This is a genomic window from Sphingopyxis sp. (genome assembly GCF_036402335.1).
Lineage (GTDB): Bacteria > Pseudomonadota > Alphaproteobacteria > Sphingomonadales > Sphingomonadaceae > Sphingopyxis.
Genome location: NZ_DASWTD010000255.1, coordinates 1 through 1784 on the forward strand (window position 1 = coordinate 1; position 1784 = coordinate 1784).

General features: G+C 66.8%; 2 protein-coding genes and 1 pseudogene. 2 read left to right on the forward strand and 1 reads right to left on the reverse strand.

Features of this window, described 5'->3' with window-relative positions:
* Positions 1 to 285: DUF2721 domain-containing protein (locus VGD20_RS08000; protein WP_331133942.1), on the reverse strand; the 285-nt coding region annotated here is incomplete at its 3' end.
* 80 nt (positions 286 to 365) lie between these two features.
* Between VGD20_RS08000 and VGD20_RS08005 the strand changes: the two genes are divergently transcribed.
* Both VGD20_RS08005 and VGD20_RS08010 read left to right on the forward strand, forming a co-directional pair.
* Positions 366 to 1463, forward strand: coding sequence for a GNAT family N-acetyltransferase (locus VGD20_RS08005; RefSeq protein ID WP_331133941.1), 1098 nt, complete (start codon positions 366 to 368; stop codon positions 1461 to 1463).
* A gap of 45 nt (positions 1464 to 1508) precedes the next feature.
* Positions 1509 to 1784, forward strand: a pseudogene (locus VGD20_RS08010) (UDP-N-acetylglucosamine 1-carboxyvinyltransferase); the annotation flags it as partial.

A 1784-nucleotide genomic window follows, 5' to 3' on the forward strand; every position in this document is an offset into this window, starting at 1 on the left:
GACCACCAGCGCGATCGCGATCGCGCTCGAGACGATCAGGAAGATCGCGGCATTGACGAGCATCATGCGCCGGTCGAGCAGGCGCAGCTCCCAGACGTGGCGGTCATGCTCGGGGCCGGTGCTCTCGGGATAGAGCATCTCGAGCTGACGGGAGCGATCGATCACGCGCGAGAGCCGCGAGGCGAGCAGGTTGAGGATCGCGCCGATCCCCGCAAGCAGGAAGACCGGCGCGACCGACAGCTGGATTGCCTGGGCGATGGTCGTGACGGCGGGTGCGGCTTCCATGTGTCTGAGATGACGCGACTGGGGCGTACGGGTCAAGAGGCTCACGGCTTGGTAACTCCCTCGCGCTAAAGACTCGGCCGATGACGAAACCCGTCCTGCCCGCCGCGCTTGCCGGGTCCGCGCCGTATCTTGCGGCCGAGCGGACGCGCGGACTTGCGCCCACGCTGGACGCCGCCGCGCGCGCCGCACCGCAAAGCCACCGTTTTCTGTCTCGCGGCTGGTTCGCCGCGGCGCTTGCACATTATGGCGGCGAGGACGACGCCTCGACGATCAGCGTCGCCCGCACCGATGGTTCGACGGTGCTCGCGCTGCCCTTCGTGCCGAAGGGGCCGCGCTGGCTGAGGGCAGGGGCGGTCCCCGGATGTTTCTGGCCCTTTCGCAGCTTCCCGCTGGCCGAGGACGCACGCGATGACGAAATCGGGGCGGCGCTGGCGCTGATCGCCGAGCACGCGCGCGTGCTTCGCCTCGGCCCCGTCTATGCTAACGACCCCGCTGTCGTGCGGCTGCGCGCTGTTGCCGAAAATTCGGGGTGGCGCGTGCTCTCGCGCAGGATTGCGACCAGCTATCTGCTCGATATCGAGGCGGCGCGCTCGGAAGGGGCATGGCCGAGAAACTCGACGCTCAGGAAGAACCGCTTCCACGAAAAGCATCTCGCTGCGCATGGCGCGCTCGACTGGCGCTTTGTGAGCGGCCCCGACTGGACGTCAGGCATTTTCGACGACCTCGCCGCGATCGAACAGAAGAGCTGGCTCGCCGAACGTACCGATGGTTCCGATGCCAAGTTCACCGAAAGCGGACATGGCGGCTTCTGGCGCGCCGCCGCGGCCGATCCCGGCATTGCGGCGGCGATGTGGGCCGCCATCCTCTATGTTGACGGCGAGCCCGCGGCGTTCTCGTTCGACCTTAATCTGGGTCGCACCAAATATGCGATCGCCAACAGCTATGATCCCGCCTTTGCGAAGCACAGCCCGGGCAAGCTGCTTTATTATCGCAACCTCATCCGCGGGATCGAGGATGGCATTACCCTGGTCGACTGGGGCGCCGGCGACAGCGGCTACAAGCGCGTGATCGGCGCCGAGGAGGGGCCAGAGATCGTCGACGTGCTGTTCGTCGCGCCCGGCGTTCCCGCCATGCTTGCGCGGCTCTTCGGGCGTCTCTGGAGCCGCAGCGGCAACTGATCCGCACCGCTTGCGAAAGCGTGGGCACATAGTAGAAGCCCGGGGATGGACAGCATCATCATCCGCGGCGGCAACCGCCTTTCGGGCAAACTCCCCATATCGGGCGCGAAGAATTCGGCGCTGACGCTCATGCCTTGCGCGCTGCTCACCGATGAGCCGCTGACGCTCCGCAACCTGCCGCGCCTCGCCGATGTCGACGGCTTCGGGCATCTGCTCAACCAGCTCGGCGTCTCGACGATGGTGGAAGGCGCGCGGCCTGAGGATTTCGGTCGCGTGATGACGATGCGTGCGGGCCGCGTAACCTCGACGATCGCGCCCTAT

Excerpts from the sequence above, each read along its gene's own strand:
- VGD20_RS08005 (WP_331133941.1), top strand. The coding sequence starts at position 366 with ATGACGAAACCCGTCCTGCCCGCCGCGCTTGCCGGGTCCGCGCCGTAT.